We start from the raw sequence: 18,368 nt of genomic DNA, 5'->3' as shown, positions 1-18,368 counted from the left end.
TTTAGCAGCCGCTATCATCCAAAGCAAACGTATTTTTCCGCTCCTTCCACTTACCTGCCGTAAAATCCGGAAATTGTTGCGGTTTATTTCCTTCTTTTAAGGATTTTGTGGAAAGCGGCGTAATTACACTCATCGTTACTGAATCATAAACATCAATTGGTGTTTGCTTTTTATCTCGCACCGCAATTACAAAGGCATTGAAAACAAACCAATCCATGCCGCCATGACCTGCGCCAAGTGCATTGCTTTCATATTTCTTCCATAGTGGATGGTCATATTTTTTGAACCAGTCCTCCGCTTTGTCCCAACTATGCGGTTTAGACACTCCCTCGATATGAACCGATTTATTGACATCCATCCACAAACCATTAGTGCCCTGTACCCTGAAGCCCAATGAATAAGGACGCGGCAAGTGAGTATCGTGTGTTAACATTACAGTTTCGCCATTAGCACAATTGATCAAGGTGGTGGTAACATCGCCGTTTTTATAATTGATCTTTGCATTTGGATGACCAGGAGATTTTGACTCTACATAACTGGCTAAACCTCTGGCTTTTGAGCTAAACGATACCAAATTCGTAAATCGGTTGCCTCTGTTAATGTTAATGCACTGCATAATTGGTCCAACACCATGCGTAGGATACAAATCACCATCAACATCGATATTGAACTGGGTGCGCCATTGCGCTTCACTTAAGGCATTTGGACCAAACTCTACACCACCACCATAATATTGTTTGCCATTATTAAATAGCACTTCTCTTAAGTCGTGCTGATAGCCACCTTCCAAATGCACCAACTCTCCAAAAACATTTTGCCTTACCATGTTAAGTGCAGCAAGCACATCCCTACGGTAGCAAACATTTTCCAGTGTCATGTAAGGCATACCGGTTTTTTCTGACGCACGTACAATATCCCAATGTTCTTTTACCGTTAAGCCTGCAATTACTTCGCAGCCAACGTATTTTCCAGCATTCATAGCATAAATCGACTGCTCGCAGTGAAATTGCCACGGTGTGGAGATGATTACGCCATCAATATCTTTACGATCTAGCAGTGCTTTATAAGCATCTAAAGAGCCAGTGTATTCTTTTGCTGCAGCTTTGCCTGATTTTGCAATGGCAGCTCTACAGATTTTTAAGGAGCTTTCCTGCGTGTCGCAAATAGCTACAATTTCCACATCATCCCTTAGTAAACCCGCATTAATGTGATTCATCCCCCTAGCGCCCACACCAATGTAACCTAAACGAACTTTTTGTGTATCTTTTGCAAATAATGCTCCAGAAGGTAAAATACTGAAGCTTGCTGACGCAAGTGCACCGGTTTTAATAAAGTCTCTTCTTTCCATACATTTGGTTTTGTTTGGTGGTATAATTTTCGGTTAAATTATAAAAAATGACAAAGGAAACAGCACGGTGCATTGCATATTTGCTACGCAAACGTTTGATATCATTCTTTAAGCTATCTTAAATTAGTATGGAAAAAACTTTCAGTCACGTTTATCAAATTGGGCATTTCAACATCAAAGTTAACTTTAACAAATTTGTTGTAAGTATTGATTTTACACCATTTGAGCACGGCGAAGATTTAAAGTATTTGTATCGTTCAAGCAGTAGCTTGATCGCTATGATTAAGGTGCGTTACCACGAACTTTTCGGCCAAAATCTCCTTATATCCAACGATTCGTTTGTTGCAGAAATTTGGGGACATTTAATTGCTTACCGTATATCCATTAGGGTTAAAAGGCGTATTAAATTTAAACCCATACAAAAGCTCACCAAATTTGTCGCATTCAGAAGCGGCGTGGTTGATTGTGGAGAAAGCGCAGTGGATAGCAACAGATGGCTTTGGGATTTGTTAGGCAGGCTCTTCTTTAAGCATTATCGCTAACATAGTGATCTTTACTGTGAATAACAATTAGTTGACGCAATTACGCTATTTAGTTGAGGGTAAAAGGTACTTCATTAAAAATTCCGCCGCTGCGTTTTTCACTGTTAAAAGATTAGAAAATACCATCCAGTGATGTGTTTCATCTGGAACTACCAAATATTCCACTTTGACGTTTTGCTCCTTCAATCGGTTAACCAAATCTAGACTTTGTGTAAAAGCCACATTTTGATCATCGTCGCCATGGATAATCAAAACTGGTGATTTCCAAGTATCCACGTATTTCGAAGGTGAAGAGTTCCATGCCAATTGTGCTGCTAAGGAAGCATCTGGAGGAAGAGGCTCATCTGTTTTCCTTACTTCACGATTATGTACGCCATGAATATCTACCCCAACTTTAAAGATATCCGAATTTTTTGCCAATGCAAACGCTGTTAAATAACCGCCATAAGAGCCGCCAAATACGCCAATTCTATCTACATCTATATCTTTTTGCTGAGCGAGCCATTTCCCTGCGGCTAAAATATCCTTATATTCAAAAGCTCCCAAAACGCCTACACTATCAGGATTTTGAAACTGATAGCCATAGCCGGTGCCCATTCTGTAGTTTACGGCCAATACCGCAATACCTTTACTTGCTAAAAATTGGTTTACAGCATAATCGTAGAAATAATAATCCATAAAATGCCAACCTAAAAACATTTGTCGGCGTGGGCCACCGTGAACATAAACCACTGCAGGCATTTTGCCTTTCACATTTTTTGGCTTAAACAGTTGCGCATAAAGCTGGAAGTTATCTGCTGATTTTAACACTGCTTGTTGTGGATTTGCAAGCTTAGAATAATCAAAGCCTTTAAAAAACTCTGCAGCAATGTTAACGGTAATGGACTGTTTCGCTACATCTAGAACTGCTGGAGCTGGAGGTTGCGTTGAAGTGCTGTGAATGTATGCAATCTGTTTATTAGCATTGATAAAAATTGGATTCGAACCAATGTGATCACCTTTTGTAAGCATTTTGAATTGAGTACCATCAGTATTAACAATGCCAATATGCTTTCTGTCGATGTCCTTTATGTCATTTCCAAAGTTGGCCGCAAAAGTGATTTGTTTACCATCTTCGCTAAAATTAACTTGATCTACAGTAAAATTGCCTTTGGTTAGTTGTAAGAAATTTTTACCATTCGGCTGTACTGAGTAAAGATGTGGCCATCCATCCTGATAACTCAAGAAAACAAGACTATTAGCGGTTGGCCAGCTCAAATTTGCACCACCTTGCCATGCTGGATATGAACCTTCTAAAGTTTTAGGCGCTCGCCAAATTTCAGTTACATTTTTACCTTCTGCATCGGCTACCATTACAGTCCAGGGCTTATGTTTCCTTGCCGTTACCGAGTCCACTTTACCGCCGGTTGCCGGTTGTCTGATAAAGGCAATGTTATTTCCATCGGGCGACCACTGCGGAAAATCATCACGCTCGAAAGATGGCGCAATCCAATTAATTCGGTCTGCTGATTCATCAAAGATCCCAATAAAACTATGTGTACCCCGTCTAGAAGCAAAAGCTATCTTTTTCCCGTTAGGCGACCATTGCATTGCTCTCGGATTGCCTTTTACATAAAACAACTGTTTCGCTGCCGCATTTCCGTCGATAGGTACTGACCAGATCTGATCTCTATTGACAAAAGCGACGGTATTAGATTTTGGATTAATTACAGGATAATCGCCTTCACTTAAAAGCTTCACTTCACCTGACGATAAATTAATGCTATATAATGCGATTTTTGTTACGCCAGTGCCAGAGTTTGGATTAATTGGCCTAACTGTTCCATTTCCACCATGATCGCCACCGCGAACGAAAACTGCCCATTTTCCGTCCTTACTGATATTCAAATTGGACAATTCCTGACCATCGTCGGCACTAAAATTAGTTAACTGTAGCGTATTAGCGTATGGGCGAGCACTTTTGTACACATTACGTATTCCCGACTTGTTCACCACAAAAAAAACATCTCCGTTAGTTGGATTTGCCGCTAAGTTAGAGATGTAAGGTGTTTTAAGTATATCAGACAAGCTATACGACTGTGCAAAACAAGTTGCAACGATACAGAAATAAGCTAAAAGGATACCTGAAAGACGTTTTAACATACTGCAAGGATTACGATTGGGAATAATGATGAAGTTAGCAATAAACTTCTATTATTACACTATCAAGATAAGTTATGAACCTTTAAACAAAGTAAATTTGGACTTTTAAACAAAGTGATTCTCGTTTTTTATATTCACTTTTGCTATTGGTAATTTCAATAATTATTGGTGAAAAAAATCTTCAAAATTCTTAAATACATCATGTTCGTTTTATTAGGCATCATCATTCTGCTTGCTATTTCTACCTATTTCTATATGCGTTTGCCTAAATTTGGAAAAGCGCCCAGCGTCAAGCGTTTAGAACGCATGATGCAATCTCCAAACTATAAAGATGGCAAATTTCAGAATATCAGTTACACACCAAATTTAACAGAAGGATATTCGATGGTGGGTATCCTGGTTGACATGTTCTTTAAAAAGCATCCACGACGCAAGCCTATCGACCCCATACCTTCGGTTAAAACAGACCTGTTAAATTTACCGAAAGAGGCTGATGTGCTGGTTTGGTTTGGGCATTCATCATATTTCATGCAAATCAATGGAAAACGATTCTTAATTGATCCTGTGTTCAGCGGAAATGCATCGCCTTTGCCCGGCACTACCAAATCGTTTAAAGGCAGTGATGTTTACGGCGTGAACGATTTTCCGAATATCGATTACTTAATCATTAGTCACGACCACTACGACCATTTGGATTACGAAACCATTGTAGCCCTGCGCAGCAAAGTTGGAAAAGTGATTTGCGGCCTAGGGGTTGGAGAACATTTTGAGCACTGGGGATATCAAGCTGAGCAGCTTATTGAAAAAGATTGGAATGAAAGTGTACAGCTGTCCGATAACTTCACAATCAATACCGTACCGGGAAGGCATTTTTCTGGCCGTGGATTCTCCAGAAATAACACCTTGTGGACATCCTATGTATTGGAAACTCCTGTAGGCAAAATATTTATTGGTGGAGATAGCGGTTATGACACGCACTTCAAAACCATTGGGCAGCGCTTTGGCCCCATTGATTTAGCCATTATGGAAAACGGACAGTACAATGTAGCTTGGCAAGCCATACATACCTTACCTCATGAAACTTTACAAGCGGCAAAGGATTTAGGCGCTAAAAGGTTATTTCCAGTACACTCTTCAAAATTTATGCTGGCTTTACACGAGTGGGATGAACCTTTAAAAGAATTGACTAAACTTAACAATGATACGATACCATTGGTGACACCGATGATTGGCGAAATAGTTGATTTAAAGAACCAGCACCAAACGTTTAAGCAATGGTGGAACACAGTAAAGTAAATACGTCACAACGAACTATTGAGCTAACTTCCTGCTATATCGGACCGGAAATATCTCCAGAACAATTTATACCGGAGCATATTTTTATGTATTTGGCCAAAGGCGAAGTAGCCGGTTACGATGGCGACTCGAAGTACACCATGAAATCAGGCGAATACTGCTTGATCAGAAAAAATTATCTGGCAAGATATACAAAACAGGAGCTTAATGGTGAATTTGAAAAAGTTGTTGTGGTATTTGACGAAGCCTTCTTGAAAGCTTTTCAGCAAAAGTACCAAATCAATAAAGGCAATACCTTAGCTAAAGGTGCCTTTGTTGAACTGGCAAAAACGCAATTGATTACTAATTTTGTGTATTCTTTAATGCCGTATTATAACGTTGGCCATCAAATTGACGAAGCCTTCGATTTATTGAAAAGGGAAGAGCTATTGTTAATTTTGCTACAAACAAACCCGCAGTTGGACGATATTTTGTTTGATTTTGGTATTCCACAAAAAATAAACCTGGAAGCTTTCATGAACAGAAACTACAAGTTCAATGTGGGCTTGGAGCGTTTTGCCTACTTAACAGGAAGGAGCCTTTCTTCGTTCAAAAGAGATTTCCTTAAAATTTTCGCTGACACACCTAGCAGGTGGATTGTTAAAAAGCGACTAAAGGAGGCGCATTTTCTTATCCAAAAGAAACAGCTTAAACCTAGCGAAATTTATCTGGATTTAGGATTTGAAGATCTTTCTCACTTCTCCTTCGCCTTTAAAAAGTTATTTGGCTATGCGCCGAGTAAGTTGATCGGCTAAGCTTGCCAATTGCGCAAGACTATAGCATTCTATTAAAACTTACGCCATTATACACTTCACTTTAAATAGGATATTGAGCGGAAAAAAGGCTGCAAAAGCAAAAACCCACTCAGATTATCTCTAAGTGGGTTTCTTGCGGTCCGGACGGGGTCCGAACTTTAGCTCTGTGCGGTCTGGACGGGACTGGAACTTCCGCTCTTTAAACCGCCTAGAAGCCACTATTTTCGCGCTACTTTCATTTTGCCATTTCATCACCAAAAAAAGTGGTAAACGAATTGGTAAACATAATATTTAAATCCTTTTGGATCAGTTTCAATGAACAATTTATATTACAAATATAATAAATTATCCCACATAGCCCATTAAAATCCTTAAAACCTAAGTGGTGGGGAGTGAACAAAACCAATACAAAGCGAAAGCTACATAACACAGCGCTTAAGTGGCTTCAATTATTAAATCCTAGGATAAATCTAGTTCTTGGCCAATACCGTCTCGCTGTAATTTACCTTGCCATCCTTATCGATCTGTGCCAAACGCACATATACCTGCGCTTTTGCCCCATCCAGTTTTTCCAGGCCCTCTCCGTTCACTTCCTGCTTGGCGCAGGCAGCGACTATGCATACTGCGAAGATCATTAGTCCCACTTTCATCCAACGTTTTCGAACGGCTGGCAATAGCAACAGCCCAAAGATGCCAAAACCTGCCAGAGCAGTTCCAGCAATTGGAATAGCTAAGCTGTAGTCTAGTGCCGTAGCGGAGTTACCATCGGTAGCCTTGGATTTCACCGTTGCCAGTGCTGTCCACGACCGGCCATCATTGGAAGTCTCCACCACAAAACGGTCGCAATTGGATTCGCTCAATGTTCTCCAGTCCAACTTTAAGCTTCCTGCATTAAATTTTGCAGAGAAGCTATGCAGTGTCACGGGCAGTACCGTGGTAAAATGTCCCGTAGGTACTGTAACCGCCGTTCCATTTCCGGATGGCACCCTAGTCCAGTTGGCCACATTCATCACCGCCGAACGGATCGCCGCCGCATTGGCATATGGCTTTCCAGCTCCATTGAAGTTAGCTGACTCATAGTTGATGTAACTACTTCCAGTATAGTGCGCTCCTATGAAAAAGGCGCTCTCTCCAGCTACAAGGCCGGGTGGGATATTTGAGTTTGTAGTACTGAGCGTTGATGAAGGATGGCCAACCATATTCAGGTTGTCCCAATCGGCACTGCTGGTGATCAGTACAAAACTCCCCGACTGCACAGTGTTCCAGTGCAGACCAGCGATCATTACAGCGCCAACGCCATCAGGTTCGCCTCCCCCCTTTTGGAAAATGAAGAACTGGTCTCCAGTATTGCCCATAGAAAGCCTTGGTGAAACCGCCGCAGGCGTACCTATACTGGACCCATCAACTGTAGCGGCGTAAAAACCTGGAGTAAGTGTCAGCACCACCTCTTTACCGGCCTCAACAACTGCTGTAGTAGTCAAGGACATAGATCCCTCGGTATTGGCGTTGGCCGCAAACCATCCTCCCTTATAGCCCCTATCGGTAAAATAGAGTACCGTTCCCACTGTTATCCTCTTCAGTGCAACAAATGAAATCCTATCAAACCGTGGCCCGGTAGTAGTAATTCCAGGCTGGGCGTCATAGCCAGTAAAGAGCAGATCACCAGCAGCAAGATCGGTCTGGGCTTTCGTTTTTCCAGCGCCAAATAAAAGGGTTAGGGCAATTAGCAGGCCCATAGATTTTGAGCAGTTAATTTTAAGCATATTTTATCGTTTTAGTTTGCAAATTTATATCTATCCGCCCCACAACTCCATTTGGTGCAAACCTACTGATTTAATTGCGGATCCGCCAACTGCAATTGTAATTGCCCAACACTGATCCGTTTCTTCAGCTTATTGCTTTTTTAGATAGAGCGAGATGGTTATCTACCGACTTGATGGCAAGTTGCAACAGGTAATCTTTTTTATATCAAAAACTTAGAGTGGCAACATTATTGCTTGTTTTTGATAAATTTTGTAACTTTGTCTCAATGGCACTAGCAGTCAACATATCGAATATCTTCCCTCCGTATCTTTTTTGGGATATGGATGCGTCCAAATTGGATGTCAAATCGGACAAGGATATTATTATCCCGCGTGCCCTTTTTGCCACCACGGCAGATAGTTTCGAGAATGACATTAAGACGCTAGAAAGTCTCTACACAAGAGCACAAATTTTGATAGAGTTAAAGGCTACTAAAGAACGGATTAGCAATCAAGTATGTAATTTGGTTGCCAAAAGATACCACGTAAAGCAATTTTCGAGGTTCTAATGTCGGCAGTTTCCGCAGAATTATTACAGACTATAAAAGAGTTGCAGAGTTTGCCATCATTGACTCATGCAATATTGGGCGGTGGAACAAATCTCGCCATCAGATTTTCCCATAGACAATCTATAGATATAGACTTTTTCTTCTCTGGAATTATTGGAAAAGCAGGTTTTCTCGAAATTGAGAAACAAGTGAAGGATTATTATAAAGATCGGATTTTTGGTCTATCCTATCCATGTGATGAAAGTGATCAGTTCACGTTTATGCGCTTTTTTGTACGTATTAATGGTGGAAATGCCATTAAAGTAGAGCTAATGCAGAATGCCAATTTTGTGGATGTTATAGAGGAACTTGAAGGAGTGCGCATGGCAAGTATTTGTGACATAGGGCTGTTAAAGCTGATGGCGGTAGCTAACCGAGCCAGCCAAAAGGATGTATATGATCTGGATTATATAACAGAACTCGTCCCGTTGGCTGAATTGATGGATTTACTTAAAAGTAAGCGGGAAAAGTTTTGCAGCGACCAGCACAAAACAATTTTTGACCTCGATGGCGAAATTAGTCCAATAGAAAATCCATTACTTCTCTTAAAATTTGAAGAAACAGCACTCGTTAGCCAATCTCGACCCGGCCATGCTGAGCACCGGGTAGTACCTATGAAAACGCAAAAAAACTGGCAGGTAGCACGAAGTAGCTATAGAAGCAAAATAAGAAAATATTTTGGACAAAAAGGAATTGATTTTCCTTCTATAGCACCACTTAATTAAGACATTGATAGTTCTACAATCATTTGCAAAGCAACTATCAAACTAAGCAATAGAAAAAACATAGCCTACTGGCTAAGTGATAGTCCAGGAGTGTTCATCACAAAGATTTTCCAGCTCGCTATCTACAACTCTTCGACATAGGCAGATTTTGAAAAATTCCTTTGCATGCTCTCAGCGCAATAAAAAAGCTATTTGCAAGTCACATTCCATAAACGCCTTTATGATTTGGGGGAACTGCAAAAGTGCAGGACCGAATCCTTGACTGGGGATATACTAAAAGTGGCACCTAATTTCGCTTAACAGGCATCATTTGAGAGATTTAAAAGGGTTTAAACGTAGAAATCATTACTCTGGGTTAAATGGCCCACCGACATGCTTTAGAACTTCTTAAATTTGTCTCACATCGAAAAATTGCCGCCCGCTCTGATATAGTAGATTATCATTAGTGATTTTTGCGTATAAACGGAGGCGATGTAGCCATTTGCACAGCAAAGAGCTTTGGAAAGAATAGCTACTTGAAATTCTCTGAAGACAAGATTACGAATATCGTATTATCAGCGGCATGGGCTTGCAAAAGCTGAGCAATAGGTTTGGTGGCCGGTTTGAAACGAAAAAGCAGTGCTTACTTTTGAGGAAATCTACACTCTTGCGCCCATCGATGCGCTAAGCGCATTCGGCATATACATCCCTGTCAGAACGCTTTCCAGTGATATTGACAGCGGGAAGGGCACGAGATATCCCAGTCTCTTGTTTCCTATATTTTCCGAATGTTATTGTGGCCTGATCCAGAACTAGCAGGCCATGGTAGATTGGATAACCAGTCGTAATAATTATATATTATTGGTCTGGTGAAACTTTTTATGGATATATTTGTTTATCAATTAGTTTCCCTCTTCCTGTTCTGGACCCCCTATTGTTATTTTGTTTTCAACAAAGCTATGTTGGTTTTTGATTAAATTCTTTACATTTGTTGCTAAGAATTTTAGCAAAATGTCAATCCTTTCAGATAATCTGCGGTATTTAAGATATATCAACAAGCTGTCGCAAAGGGAGTTTAGCGAAAAAATCATAGTCAGTAGAGGAAGGTATTCGACCTACGAGCAAGAGGTGGCTGAACCGCCTATTGACGTCCTTAAAAGAATCGCTTCCTACTATCACATCAGCATTGACCTGCTGGTAACTGCAGACCTCCAGAAAGTTCCGGAGGAAGAGATCAAACTGGTGGAAAGTATTATTTGCAAATTCCGTTGATAGGATGTTCTAGCAACTGACAAATCTCATTTTTGCGAACAAGAATCATTTAACTATATTTATTGTTGGCTCTACCAAAGGGCACGATTAAACGCTTTAATTAAAACCAATCACGATGCCTAATTTCGAAGAGGCTTTTCTTGAAATCAGAAGATATCTATCCCTATGGGCAACTGAAGTTAAACTAGCAAACGCTTCAGGATATTTTAATATTAATAAGATATCGGAAAGTACCGCAATGTCACTACTCAATCTTGTATTTGAGCTTGAACTTAGGGATCTTAACCGAGAAAAAAGCAACTATCCGGGGGTTGATCTAGGGGACGACAAAGTTGGGAAATTGGCTTTCCAGGTGACTTCTCAAACGGATAATTCAAAATTGCTCGGAAGCCTTAATACTTTTGTGACGCAAAACTACGGGAAACGTTATCCCAATGGGATAAGATTTTTCATCATAGGTAATAGGATAAAAAAAAGCAAGAATACCGCCCCTTTTTCTAAATACCTCGACATATTTGATCACAACCAACATATCTACTATCTGGATGATCTCATAGAGATTATCGAAGATATATACCACAATGATGAAAAGCGTTTCAACAAGATTAAAGCTCTTCTGGAAAGAGAATTTGGTATATCATCCCCATTGGTTGCTAAACCAGTCATCGACTTCAACTCGGCTTCGGAAAGATACACATTCTACAAAAGACTTATTGTTGGCAAGTATCGTGACACGGCAAATAATTTTGTTCAATTTGATTGTAAATTGAACGGTACGAAAATTACTTCCAACGAACTGAGCCAGATTGTCAGGAAAGATGATGGTTTATTAATCATTGGTCCTTCGGGTTGTGGTAAATCAATGCTATCAAGAATGCTAGCCATTAATTTTCTCGATGATGGGGTAGCCTTAATTTTTGAAAGTAAATATTATGATTCAGACCTTGGTACCCTGCTCGAAAAATCAATTACGCCATTTGGATTCAATTCCATCACTGATCTTTTCGGAATAGCAAGGGAACTTGATCTACAAGTTCTTATGATATTTGACGGAATTAATGAATGTGATATTCAAAAAAGACCGAAGTTATTACTTGAGATAGAGAAAATCAAACTTGATCATAAGGTAAAAATATTGCTTAGCGATCAGCAATATGATCCATTATTCGGCTCACTCAACCTTCCGCGGATTGACATCAATTTCCCGTCATTTGAGACCAAAAGAGCCATTACCGGAAAATACAGCGGAAAAATGGTCGGGGATAAATTCGACCTCATCTTGGAAACCATTTCAACATCAATGGAAGCTAAAATGTTGGGAGAGATTACGGCTGAGAACATCGACCGGATGAGCAGGTTTACACTTTTCGAGGTTTTCATAAGGCAAAAACTCGGCGCAGTACAAGCAGATGGATTTGAATTCATGTCGCATATCGCAAGCATTCTATCGGAGGAAATTTCTTTTAGTATACCAGAGCGCAAAGTTGAAGAAATTCTGCGTTCGAATGCCCTACCCTATTCCATTTATGAGAACTGTATCGAGGCTAAGATTTTGGAAAGAACAATGGGCAAGACCAGTTTTTACCACGAGATGTTCTATGATTTCTTTGTAGTCGAAAGTATTATCCGATTTTCTCCTACCTCTAAATCAATACTTACACACCTAAACGCACCCAAAAACTATGATAAGAAATCTTTGATTATTGGAGCAATTACCGATATATCGATCTTGAACGAAGTATTGGCACAAATTATCGACGTAAATCTTCTTAATGCACTTTACGAAGGGGAAGCTGGAGAGTTCGTGAAGAATTGGGCAATGAGAAAAGTGGTCGATACCATTGAAATGGCAGGGAAGGAAATTGAAGGACTAAGATATGAACTCACTAACAATGAGATTGATGCAGTTAGTTTTGTAGAGGAAACACTCACAAAATGGACAGATCAAGAATATGCTTTCATAAAATTAATACCATATAGATTATCAGAGGGAGAATATATACTTGAATTCTCCGAAGTGATAGAAAAAATGGATAAAAAAATGCTGGAACAAATAAAAGAACTTAAGGAAGCATGCCGGAGCCAGCAAATTAGTGCATCATCTGCAGTGTTTGTAGCGACCTATCAAAGCCACTCCCAAAAGAAATCTGCGATCTCTTCCATAATGGAAAAATTGCATTCCGGATTCCTCCGTTTTGATGACGGTCCAACCTTTCCAAAAGAGGCGTTAGATTCGTTGTCTGACAGCGCCCCCATCAATGTGGGAAAATTCTTCTTCATAGTTGTATTACTTAGATATCGTGACGAGTTGCAACAATTTTATCCTTATGTATTAGATCTAATCAAAAACAAATGGAGAAGCACTCCACACCCCCTATTATTTGCTGTTCTTGACTCAATCTATTTTTTTCCAAGAAATGAGGCAGAACGACAAGCGCTCATAGATGGTCTAGATGAAATACAGGGTCAAACCACTAATGCTTGGCTATCCACATCAATATTTGATGCGCTTTCTGCAATGGGTGCTTTGGAAGAAGATACTGAACGACATATCTCAGTTGCCGAACATGAAATAGATCAAGTCATCTCTGAAGATGAATCAGATGAAAATTGCAAAGAAATTTTCAGCCTTTATTGTCGTCAATTTGATCATCCTTACAGTAATGCCTACCATACAGCGATTTTAAATCTAACTAAAAAAAAGAAAGATAAATTCTTTCGTATGGCTTTAAAGGGTCTTTATTTTCCATTCTTCGGAGCAACGCTTTTATCCGATGCTTTCAAAATGCTCGAAGACAAAATGTGTCCGCTCATTGTTAGACTGACAGAGGTACCCATTACAGATAGGACAATACCACAAGATGCATTTCAACTTTTTCTTATGTCGCATATCATATTGGGCAAATTCAACTACCCTTTGGTTAGTCGGTTTAAAGAAGCTGCAGACCTAAGCGAACGATCCCTTTACGCTGCGGCCGAATTATGTTACTGGCACAATAGAACTGACCTTGAGCCAAAGCAGCTCAAAGCTTCCGCGAACAAGGCTGTCGAATTCCTTTTTGAAAAGTCCAATTGCTATACGATCGATACTTTACGCCAGTACAGATATAATATCGCCCAGATAACCATTAGGAAATTATTTGAACGGAAGTCTGTAGTGTTGTTTGAAGAGTCATATAAGGATCTTGTCGTTAAAAGGAGTATTGAAGCAATAGAGAACTTAGGGGGGCAAAAGCCGATAAAATCCATTAGTTTCAACGACGATCCGAATATTCATGCGATCGACCTTTTGCAGCAATATGGAGACGCATCGGTAATAGAACCACTGAAGAATTTGTCTGGGCATCCCAAGTATGGCAAAGATGCAGTAAAGGCCATAAAGAAGCTCAGCACATCAAACCAATAAAAATGAAACACGCTTTAATTGGCTACTCCTATCAGCAGCACGTCACATCGCTTTTTCTGTCTTTAATGGATTCGAAGAGGAAAATTGACTCGTTGGAGATTGAAATTAATACCAACCACAAATTTGATGATGTAAGCCTTAATTTGGGAAACGAACAAGTGTTTTTCCAGATCAAGGATTTTGAAGAGATTTCGATAGACGATCTCGAAGTGTCGCATCAGAGTATAAACATCAAAGGGAAGCCGCACCGATTGGCACCAGGCAAAAATGCCATCTTCTTCAAGCAGATAAATTTGGAAACCGATAGCGAAATTTTAGGTTTTCGTTCCAAGTTGTTCAATGGCATTCATATCGTTTCGATGAATAGGTCGGAAATCGATCAGGCCATAGAGGATTTGTACGAAACCGATCCATGGCGAAAGAACATCATTTCGCAGTTCCTGAACAAAAAGTTAGATAAACGGGAGTTTGTCATCCAACGAAAGGATCTGCCCCTTGTCAGCCACTACAGTACCCAATTATCAGAACCAACGGTTATAGTCTCAAGATCTATCCTAAGGGATGAAAAGGTATTGCTTATCGAAGGAAAGCCCGGTGTAGGAAAAAGCCATTTGGTAAACCTTTTGACCAAGACTACTGCAAATTTTATACTCTACCGATTCTGGATTTCCAACCAGGACCCCCACAAACAAGATCGGCTCATTTTTGAGAATTTCATTGTCGACCTATCAAAACGATTATTTACCGATTTTGTCAACCGTAGTGAAGATGATATAATTTCCGAAATATCAAATAGGAATGCGACGTTTATCCTAGATGGACTAGACCATGTTGAGAACTACAACAACACTGATCTTGAACGGTTTGTCAGATTCATTGATAGGATAAAAGAAAGGACAAGGGCTATCATATTGAGCAGGCCGCTCAGGCAGCGACCAAATTGGAAGAGACAACTTTTGGAAAATTGGAATTTGGAGCAGACCAAACAGGTCCTAGAAGAATTGTACCATATTGAATATGAAATAGCGGATAGCATATATAAGATCACGTTGGGATATCCAATACTGGTAAAGTACATTTCGGAGCACTACAAAAAATATGGGACGATTCCCGATACCAAGAGGTTCGAAGACATAAACAGTTACTACGACCAGATCGTGTCGCAAGAAAAAGGGAAACAGGCCTTGGCGCTCTTCCTATGTACCAGTTCATTTCTAATGCACTCAGAGGTTTCATTATTACTGGGAAAGGAAACGTCCCCCCTGATCACGGAGTTTATCAGTGAGAGGCCGTATCTTTTTGATCTAAGGCTGAACAGGATCACCTTGTTCCACGACAGCTTTCATACCTATCTCAGGAATTCAGCAATTGACTACAGTACGATGGCGGAACGGATTTCTGAGCAAGTCTACCAGTCGATAATGGCCGGTGAAAAACGGTTCCAATCGAGACTTTTGAACTTCGAATTTTCTATCGACCAGTGCAGGTCGATTGTCCAAAAATTTGCATCATTAGATTACTTCAAAATACAAATAGGCAATGTAACTGACTATGAGGCATTCAGGGATCTGTACACAAATATACGTCAGTTGCTTTGTAAGCTGGAACCGAAGGACCTTAGTATCGAACAGTACTATGATCTAGGCCTAATTTTAAGTCTTACCGTGCGAGACCATGGCTCGTCGATCAATGGATTTTACTATATCTATGCCCGGGCTCTTTTAATGAACGGAGTTAACGAAGAACACATCACCAGTAGCAGATACCTCTTTGGAATGCTCTACTACCTAAATACAGGTGATGGAACTCACATGGAAAATCTTAAAAGCAACAGCTACTTTGAAACTTCCGAGTTCTTCCGCGAACTAAAAAACGATATATCAAAGGAGAACGATTATTTTAGTCACTATCACCGACCTCTTTCTCCAAAGACAATAATAGACGCCCTATCCAACACAGAACTTGCGAGCAATAGAGACAACCTTGTTTATATATTGGCAGACCTATACGTAAACCGTCAGGATGATCAACAGTGCGTTTCACTCCTGGAAACCATCGAGAACTATATGGAGGGAAAAGAAGACAGGGCAGTTGAAGAACTAACGGAAATCACTGCAACAACCGCATTCAAACATCACCGCGCCACCCACGTTTTGAGTGATGCGAAGCGAAGGCTACTCGCTATCGGAAAGTGTAGCGAAACAAATGATTTCATAAACTTATCATTAGGAGATCTAATAAAAAACGGTAGGTCAAAAGGCGATTACGAACTGTGGACCGAGGTTGTTGATTATCTACGATTGTCAATCTATCAAAATCGTAAGATAGACATCGAATCGATATCGGGTTTTTGGACTAAGTATGATAAACGTCACGATTACACTTTCTTAAAATCGCCAGGAGCTTTGATTCCATTTGAAGAGCTGGGCTATCTTGACTGGAAAGATAGCGTCAGCTTCCTGATCGAGATACAGGGAATCTCCGAAAAGGGTTATAGGTGGTTAGTTGGATCTTACATTGAACAAAAGGGTGTCGAATTTCTCGAACCGCTTTTGAATGAATTCGATCATACTCAGCTTCGCACGTCCTGGCTATTGCTTCCGCCAGAATTCCTGAACGTACTACCTATGGAAGTTTTTGACGCTGAGCTTGACGAACAGATGTATTATCACAGAAGTAGCAGGACAATTGAGGTACACGATATCATCAATGCCCTAAAGTCCGAGAAGGCTTGGCTAGTCAAAAGGGAGTTGAAACTGGCGGGATTCAAAATCAAGATCGACACCGAACACCCAGAAATAGAATTTGTCAGAAGTACAGGCATAAACATTCAAATTCATGAACGTGAGCAATATGACGATGACATACTGAACGTAGAACAAAGTAATGAGCCGTTAAAAACAATCATAGATGTAGCCAAAGAGACCGACGACTACTATTGGGCCTTACCCAAACCGGAAAAGTTTCATTGCTTCGACCAGGCCGACATCCGCAAAAACATCAATCAGATCTTCTTCCATGGCCTAACTGCGAAGACAAAAAATTCCGAAGCATTTCATAGTGCATTCTTCCTTTCTGGAAACATGGTAAAAATCCTTCACGACGCCAAAGTCAAAGTTGATTATGGCCGGCTATTCAAGAGTTTTTGTGCTTTTATTGACCTTTCGCATTTTCAGCTCCAGTAGTTTTTTGACAAAAGAATGGATGTCAGAAGCCATCCATTCTTTTGTTGTTATTATCCAATTAAGGATTTAACCTCAATGCTCCTGATTCGTAACCGCTTCCGAATGAAAGGCGAATACCACCACCGAAACTTATCATCGTGATCGGTATAGCTTGGGGCGGCTGTTGTCCGCTTCGCAGATCCTCAACGGTAAACCTGCCTTTCTTTCCAAGGGTGGTCTGGTAGTCACCAAAGGCAAAAATTTCGAATCCGGATGTAATCTCATAGGAGGCCTTCGCCCCCATCAGCGCAGTCCAGGCATTGGTACGCTCTGTCTTGGCAGCCGATTGATCAAATACAAATGTAACCGGGTTAGTCGGCCCGCCACCGAACGGACCTCCGCCGGTCTGATTCTGTATAACAACGGTCTGTTTTCGGGTATAAGTTGGAAATTGCTCGAATATCATCCCTGCCTTTGCGTAGAGTTCCAACCCCAAACGTCCTTCTCCAAGACGATATACTGGTCCTAATGCCACAGTATAATACTTAAAACGTAGCGGAGAATGGTAAGTATTTGAAAGTGTTGAGGTGCTTGTAGCGTCCTGTTCTGTTACAGGATCAGGTGTCTGGTGCGGGTTTCTGGCAAACCTTGCATCTATACCTATACCTAGTCCACTGCCCGGAAAAAAATAGCTGCCCGACAGACCCATTACATAACCGTTTCTTGCCCTAGAAAGACTATCTCGATACGCTGAGGTGGGATTGCTTACTCCACCAAAGAAGCCAAACTTAATAAGACTGCCCTGCGACCACACATTGTCTGCAAACGATAATGCCACTATAAACAATGTGATGGATCTGATCAAAAAAGATGTTTTCATAATCTAAAAATTTAAAGTGGAACCATAATTTATCATTGACATATCAGCCGGAGCAGAAAATTGTTACCCTAATTGATCCGAAAACGATCTATGTACTATGGCAATCGGCAGAAAAAGGCCGCAAGCTTAGGTATGTCGCCAGACCTAAGCTTGCACCGATTAAAACGCAAAAACGCCATTCCGCCCATAGGGTGGAATGGCGTTTTTGCCGCCCGATAGTGTTCAATCACCTACATAGTCTATCAGTGCTGTTACCAGTTCATAGCGTTTGACTACAAAATCCCCTTTCCTTTCGGCGCAAAGGGCATCATGGTATAGGTTTGTAAGCCATCCCTGGGGAAGGCCTATTTCTTTTTCAAGGGTGCAAAATCCGTTAAAGCCGAGTTCTACGCCCGCCTTATCGACTGCTTTTTTTACCAGTTCGATAAGGTCAATTGCATTATACATTGCCATTCTATTTGTTTTTATTT

13 protein-coding genes are annotated in these 18,368 nt (G+C 40.6%); 8 read left to right on the top strand and 5 right to left on the bottom strand.

Annotated elements, in window-relative coordinates:
- Position 1: 1 nt before the first annotated feature.
- Entirely contained in the window at positions 2 to 1,348 is a 1,347-nt protein-coding gene (locus tag ACY2A0_RS09100; protein WP_461789180.1) for a Gfo/Idh/MocA family protein, read from the bottom strand.
- A 128-nt stretch (positions 1,349 to 1,476) separates the two neighbouring features.
- Here ACY2A0_RS09100 and ACY2A0_RS09095 point away from each other — a divergent pair, with 128 nt between their 5' ends.
- Positions 1,477 to 1,890: a hypothetical protein gene (locus tag ACY2A0_RS09095; RefSeq protein WP_461789179.1), complete on the top strand. Its 414-nt coding sequence runs from the start codon at positions 1,477 to 1,479 to the stop codon at positions 1,888 to 1,890.
- Positions 1,891 to 1,935: 45 nt separating this feature from the next.
- On the opposite strand, the gene ACY2A0_RS09090 is transcribed toward ACY2A0_RS09095, so the two are convergent.
- Positions 1,936 to 4,032 (bottom strand): S9 family peptidase, encoded by a 2,097-nt coding sequence (locus ACY2A0_RS09090; RefSeq protein ID WP_461789178.1) that lies wholly within the window; start codon positions 4,030 to 4,032, stop codon positions 1,936 to 1,938.
- A gap of 201 nt (positions 4,033 to 4,233) precedes the next feature.
- Between ACY2A0_RS09090 and ACY2A0_RS09085 the strand changes: the two genes are divergently transcribed.
- Both ACY2A0_RS09085 and ACY2A0_RS09080 read left to right on the top strand, forming a co-directional pair.
- Positions 4,234 to 5,328 (top strand): MBL fold metallo-hydrolase, encoded by a 1,095-nt coding sequence (locus ACY2A0_RS09085; protein WP_461791403.1) that lies wholly within the window; start codon positions 4,234 to 4,236, stop codon positions 5,326 to 5,328.
- On the top strand, positions 5,307 to 6,122 hold the full coding sequence (locus tag ACY2A0_RS09080) for a helix-turn-helix domain-containing protein (RefSeq protein ID WP_461789176.1): 816 nt from the start codon (positions 5,307 to 5,309) through the stop codon (positions 6,120 to 6,122). The genes ACY2A0_RS09085 and ACY2A0_RS09080 overlap by 22 nt, the downstream gene beginning before the upstream one ends.
- Before the next feature lie 470 nt (positions 6,123 to 6,592).
- Here the strand turns inward: ACY2A0_RS09080 and ACY2A0_RS09075 are convergent, their stop codons facing one another.
- Positions 6,593 to 7,885, bottom strand: coding sequence for a hypothetical protein (locus tag ACY2A0_RS09075; protein ID WP_461791402.1), 1,293 nt, complete (start codon positions 7,883 to 7,885; stop codon positions 6,593 to 6,595).
- Between the two features lie 266 nt (positions 7,886 to 8,151).
- On the opposite strand from ACY2A0_RS09075, the gene ACY2A0_RS09070 reads away from it, so the two are divergent.
- From ACY2A0_RS09070 to ACY2A0_RS09050, 5 genes are all read left to right on the top strand, one after another.
- Entirely contained in the window at positions 8,152 to 8,433 is a 282-nt protein-coding gene (locus ACY2A0_RS09070) for a DUF6922 domain-containing protein (protein ID WP_427532832.1), read from the top strand.
- A complete protein-coding gene (locus ACY2A0_RS09065; RefSeq protein ID WP_427532834.1) occupies positions 8,433 to 9,197 on the top strand; it encodes a nucleotidyl transferase AbiEii/AbiGii toxin family protein in 765 nt (254 codons plus the stop codon). The genes ACY2A0_RS09070 and ACY2A0_RS09065 overlap by 1 nt, the downstream gene beginning before the upstream one ends.
- 990 nt (positions 9,198 to 10,187) lie before the next feature.
- Complete coding sequence (locus tag ACY2A0_RS09060) at positions 10,188 to 10,448, top strand: helix-turn-helix domain-containing protein (protein WP_461791401.1); 261 nt, start codon at positions 10,188 to 10,190, stop codon at positions 10,446 to 10,448.
- Positions 10,449 to 10,563: 115 nt separating this feature from the next.
- Positions 10,564 to 13,854: an SMEK domain-containing protein gene (locus tag ACY2A0_RS09055; RefSeq protein ID WP_461791400.1), complete on the top strand. Its 3,291-nt coding sequence runs from the start codon at positions 10,564 to 10,566 to the stop codon at positions 13,852 to 13,854.
- 143 nt (positions 13,855 to 13,997) lie between these two features.
- Positions 13,998 to 17,039, top strand: a complete 3,042-nt coding sequence (locus ACY2A0_RS09050; RefSeq protein ID WP_461791399.1) for a hypothetical protein — start codon at positions 13,998 to 14,000, stop codon at positions 17,037 to 17,039.
- 58 nt (positions 17,040 to 17,097) lie between these two features.
- Here the strand turns inward: ACY2A0_RS09050 and ACY2A0_RS09045 are convergent, their stop codons facing one another.
- Positions 17,098 to 17,898 (bottom strand): hypothetical protein, encoded by an 801-nt coding sequence (locus ACY2A0_RS09045; protein ID WP_461791398.1) that lies wholly within the window; start codon positions 17,896 to 17,898, stop codon positions 17,098 to 17,100.
- A 222-nt stretch (positions 17,899 to 18,120) separates the two neighbouring features.
- Positions 18,121 to 18,351: a hypothetical protein gene (locus tag ACY2A0_RS09040; protein ID WP_461791397.1), complete on the bottom strand. Its 231-nt coding sequence runs from the start codon at positions 18,349 to 18,351 to the stop codon at positions 18,121 to 18,123.
- Positions 18,352 to 18,368: the final 17 nt, after the last annotated feature.

Origin of the sequence: Pedobacter sp. (assembly GCF_965249885.1) — a bacterium.
Lineage (GTDB): Bacteria > Bacteroidota > Bacteroidia > Sphingobacteriales > Sphingobacteriaceae > Pedobacter.
Note: the sequence above shows the minus strand (reverse complement) of the source record. Positions and strands in the feature narration are given on the sequence as shown.